Origin of the sequence: uncultured Flavobacterium sp., from assembly GCF_937967675.1 — a bacterium.
Classification (GTDB): Bacteria; Bacteroidota; Bacteroidia; order Flavobacteriales; family Flavobacteriaceae; genus Flavobacterium.
This window is the reverse complement of the sequence record NZ_CALBSN010000109.1, coordinates 1-4,843: the sequence shown is the minus strand read 5'-3', so window position 1 is coordinate 4,843 and position 4,843 is coordinate 1. Positions and strand designations below refer to the sequence as shown.

The following is a 4,843-nucleotide window of genomic DNA, read 5'->3' as shown; positions in this document are numbered from 1 at the left end:
ATTCGAATGCTACTTTTTTGATTTTTCCTTCTGCTGATTCAGCATATATTAATATCGACATGATTTTTATGATTTAAGATTAACGATTTTTGATTTTTGATTTTTGATTTATGAAGTTTTCTGTAATCATAAATCTGTGTTCAAAAATCTTAAATTACTTTTGCTTCGTTATGTAATAAGTTAATTAATTCATCCAAATTATCAGCACTTACTAATTTAACTGCTGATTTTGCAGCTGGTTTTTCAAATTTAACTGCTTTAGTTGCAGAAGCGTCTCCTGTTGGTTCTACTAAAGTTAAGGCTTTAGTTCTTGCCATCATGATGCCTCTCATGTTTGGAATACGTAAATCTTTTTCTTCTACTACACCTTTTTGACCACCAATAATCAATGGTAAACTTGCAGAAACGATTTCTTTTCCACCGTCGATTTCTCTTGTTACTTTAGCTTCGTTTCCATTTACATCAATTCCAACACAAGCGTTCACGAAATTGTAACCTAACATAGCTGCCATCATTCCAGGAACCATTCCTCCATTATAATCTAATGATTCTTTTCCTGCGATAATTAAATCGTAACCTCCGTTTTTTACTACTTCTGCTAATTGTTTTGCAACAAACATTCCGTCAGTTGGATTCGCATTAATACGAATTGCTTCGTCAGCTCCAATTGCTAATGCTTTTCTTAAAGTTGCTTCAGCGTCAGCACCACCAACGTTTACAACTGTAACATTTGCTCCTTGTTGCTCTTTGAACCAAATGGCTCTTGTTAAACCAAATTCATCATTAGGATTAATCACAAATTGAACACCATTTGTGTCAAATTCACTGTCACCATTGACAAAATTAATCTTTGAAGTAGTATCAGGTACGTGACTGATGCAAACTAATATTTTCATTATTTATATATTTTGTTAGTGAATATTTCAGTCCCAAAAATACAAAATAATTTCTAAAATAAAACTATGCATGCATAATAAATATGTTATTCTTATATAAATTATGATTTTTTTAAAAATAGTTTAATTAATGGTTTGATTTTTAATCAATGATTAAATTTTTTTAACTCTAAAACGTTTTAGTAGAAAGTACAACCATTTTTTTTAATTAGGAATTAGAATAATTTAATTTTTCTTACTTTTGCCAATCATAATTCAAAGAAATTACTTTCATGAGAACGATACAATTTAGAGAAGCAGTATGTGAGGCGATGAGCGAAGAAATGCGTCGCGATGAATCGATTTATTTAATTGGGGAAGAAGTTGCGGAATATAATGGAGCTTACAAAGCTTCAAAAGGAATGCTTGATGAATTTGGACCAAAACGTGTAATTGATGCTCCTATTGCTGAATTAGGATTTGCAGGAATCGCTGTAGGTTCAGCTATGAATGGAAATCGTCCAATTGTAGAGTTCATGACATTCAACTTTTCATTAGTAGGAATTGATCAAATTATCAATAACGCAGCAAAAATGCGTCAAATGTCGGGTGGACAATTCCCAATGCCAATGGTATTTAGAGGTCCAACAGCTTCTGCAGGTCAGTTAGGAGCTACCCACTCACAAGCTTTTGAAAATTGGTTTGCTAATACGCCAGGTTTGAAAGTGGTTGTGCCTTCAACTCCGTATGATGCTAAAGGTTTATTAAAAGCAGCTATTCGTGATAATGACCCAGTAATTTTCATGGAATCAGAACAAATGTATGGTGATAAAGGCGAAGTGCCAGATGGAGAATACACAATTCCATTAGGTGTTGCTGATGTTAAAAGAGAAGGTTCTGATGTAACAATTGTTTCTTTTGGTAAAATTATCAAAGAGGCTCTTGCTGCGGCTGAAGAATTAGCTAAAGAAGGAATTTCTTGTGAAATTATCGATTTGAGAACTGTTCGTCCTATGGATTATGATGCGATTATCAATTCGGTTAAGAAAACAAATAGATTAGTAGTTTTAGAAGAGGCATGGCCATTTGCATCAGTTGCTTCTGAGATTACTTATATGGTTCAAGAGAGAGCATTTGATTATTTAGATGCACCAGTTCAAAGAATTACAACAGCAGATGCACCTGCGCCATACTCACCAACTTTATTAAAAGAATGGTTGCCTAATTTTGAAGATGTAATCAAGGCAGTAAAAAAAGTTACTTATAAATAACGATTAACTTATTATATTTGGAACTTCATCAGTAACTAACTGGTGAAGTTTTTTTTTCCCTATGAAGACAAAAATTGTTGTGTTTTTTTTCTTTTTTAGTTCCATACTTTTGGGTCAAACCAAAGTGGGCGGAAAAGTTGTGGATGAATTTGGAGATCCGGTTGCATTTGCAAATGTTATATTTAAAAATTCAAAAGAAGGTGTTATCACAGATGAGAATGGGAATTTTTATTTTGAATCTAAAGAAAATTATTCCACTTTAGTAGTTTCTTATGTGGGATTTGAAAAGAAAGAAATTGCATTAAAGCCGGGTTTGAATTCGGGGTTGAAAATAGAGTTAAAGTCAGGAACGGAACTTAAAGAAGTGGTCATTTACACAGGAAAAACTTCTAAAAAAAACAATCCAGCTATTGATATATTGCGAAAAATTTGGGAACGTCGACGTAAAAACGGTCTTAAAATGTTTAAGCAATACGAATATGATAAATATGAAAAAGTAGAATTTGATTTGAATACCATTGATTCTGCCTTTATGAATAGTAAAGTTTTTAAAGGAATGGAATTTGTTTTTGATCAAATTGATACTTCTAGTATTTCTGGAAAAACGTATTTGCCTATTTTTATTAATGAAACTTTAAGTGAGGTTTATGGTGATAATCTTAAGAAAAAATATAAGGAAATCACAAAAGCCAATAAAAATTCAGGATTAGGGAATGGTGATGGAGTTAATACTTTTATCAAAGATTTGTATGCTGATTTTGATATCTATGATAATTACTTAAAATTTTTCGATAAAGATTTTGTGAGTCCATTATCAAGAACGGGAATCAATGTATACAATTACGTTTTAAATGATAGTATGTTTATTGATAATAAATGGTGTTACAATATTGTGTATTATCCAAGACGTAAAAATGAATTGACTTTTAAAGGTGATTTTTGGGTAAACGATACCACTTTTGCTATTAAAAAAATTAATTTAGAAGCTAGTAAAAGTGCAAATATCAACTGGGTAAAAGAAATTTATATTGAGCAAGAGTATGAAGTAATGAACGATTCTGTTTTCTTGTTGAAACGAGATTACATGATGTCCGATTTTAGTTTTTCGAAGAAAGAAGAATCAAAAGGAGTTTATGGAAAAAGAACTACTCTTGCCCGAAATCATAAATTCAATATTAAAAAAGAAGATAAGTTCTATAAAGAAGAGGTCAATTTCTATGATAACTCAGTATTCAATAAACCCGATGAGTATTGGGAAGAAAATAGATTTGAAGCTTTAAATAAAAACGAAGCCGGCATCTATAAAATGCTCGATACTTTAAAAGAAGTACCGCGTTTCAAAAGGATTTACAATTTAGCTTCAATTCTTGGAAGTGGCTACATCGAAATTCCAAAATTAAAAATGGATTTTGGTCCTATATTTTCAACTTTTGGATATAATGATGTTGAAGGACAACGGTTAAGAGTAGGAGGGAGAACTTATTTTGGTTCAAATGATACTTGGAGAATTCAGGGCTATACTGCATACGGATTTAAAGATAATAAATTCAAATACGGAATTTCTGGGAAATGGATGGTAGACAAGAAAAATCGAATTATTCTTTCTGCCGGAAACCGTAGAGATGTAGAACAAATAGGAGTAAGTTTAACAACCTCTAATGATGTTTTGGGAAGAAGTTTTGCGTCTTCGTCTTTCTTTTCAAGCGGAACCAACAATAAATTAACGTCTGTTAACTTATCAACGCTTGGTTTTGAAATTGAACCCGTAAAGAATTTAACGTTCCAAACGAATTTGTCATACCGAACTTTAAAGTCAGCTTCTAATCAATTTAGTTTAGATTATTATACCGATAATACTCAAACAACTACTAAGAGCGAAATCAAACAATCAGAAATTAATTTGGTTGCAGAATACACTCCAGGTAGAAGAACCGTTGGTTATGGTGTGGAGCGTTTAGAAGTAGATAATAATTATGCTAGAATTTTCTTAAGTTATAGTCAAGGGTTAAAAGGGGTTTTAAATAGCGATTTTGATTATCAAAAACTACAATTTTACTATCGTCAACCAGTTCTAGTTGGTGGCTTTGGAAGATTGTTTACTACTCTCGAATTAGGTAAAACATTTGGTCAAGTTCCTTTAGGTTTAATGGGGGTAATTCCAGGAAATCAATCGTATTTTATTATCGATAATACATACAATTTACTTAATTACTATGATTTTGTGGCGGATCAATATGCTTCGTTGCATTTTGAACATCATTTTAATGGAAGATTATTTTCAAGAGTTCCGTTGTTAAGTAAATTGAATTGGAGAGAGATTGTTGGAATTAAAGGAGTTTACGGAACAGTTTCAGATGAAAATAGATTCATAAATGCTTCAGGTTTAGTGTATCGTGCTCCAGAAGATATTTATTGGGAATACCACGCTGGAATTGGCAACATTTTTAAAGTATTACGAATCGATTTTGCTTGGCGCGGAAGTTACTTAGACATTCCAGATGCTAATAAATTTACCGTAAAAGCTTCTTTTGGATTTTATTTTTAAACCTATATTTTTTTTGCAAAACTCTTTTGTTTCTCATGTTTTATAGTGGTAACTTTGCACCCGCTTTAAAATATAAGAAAAATGACAGCAGATAAAATTACTACATTTGATGTATTGATTGAGATTCCAAGAGGAAGTAGAAACAAATACGA

The 4,843-nt window shown here is 31.7% G+C and carries 3 protein-coding genes and 1 pseudogene; 3 read left to right on the top strand and 1 reads right to left on the bottom strand.

Going from position 1 to position 4,843, the window contains the following annotated elements:
• Window positions 1–149: 149 nt before the first annotated feature.
• Window positions 150–896 carry an electron transfer flavoprotein subunit beta/FixA family protein gene (locus Q0075_RS07535; protein ID WP_297868974.1) on the bottom strand — a complete coding sequence of 249 codons (747 nt, stop codon included), beginning with the start codon at window positions 894–896 and terminating at the stop codon, window positions 150–152.
• Between the two features lie 263 nt (window positions 897–1,159).
• Between Q0075_RS07535 and Q0075_RS07530 the strand changes: the two genes are divergently transcribed.
• The 3 genes and pseudogenes from Q0075_RS07530 to Q0075_RS13150 form a co-directional block, all read left to right on the top strand.
• Window positions 1,160–2,146: a pyruvate dehydrogenase complex E1 component subunit beta gene (locus Q0075_RS07530; protein WP_297868975.1), complete on the top strand. Its 987-nt coding sequence runs from the start codon at window positions 1,160–1,162 to the stop codon at window positions 2,144–2,146.
• A 61-nt stretch (window positions 2,147–2,207) separates the two neighbouring features.
• Window positions 2,208–4,691, top strand: coding sequence for a DUF5686 and carboxypeptidase-like regulatory domain-containing protein (locus Q0075_RS07525; RefSeq protein ID WP_297868973.1), 2,484 nt, complete (start codon window positions 2,208–2,210; stop codon window positions 4,689–4,691).
• 81 nt (window positions 4,692–4,772) lie between these two features.
• Window positions 4,773–4,843: pseudogene (locus Q0075_RS13150) on the top strand (inorganic diphosphatase); the annotation flags it as partial.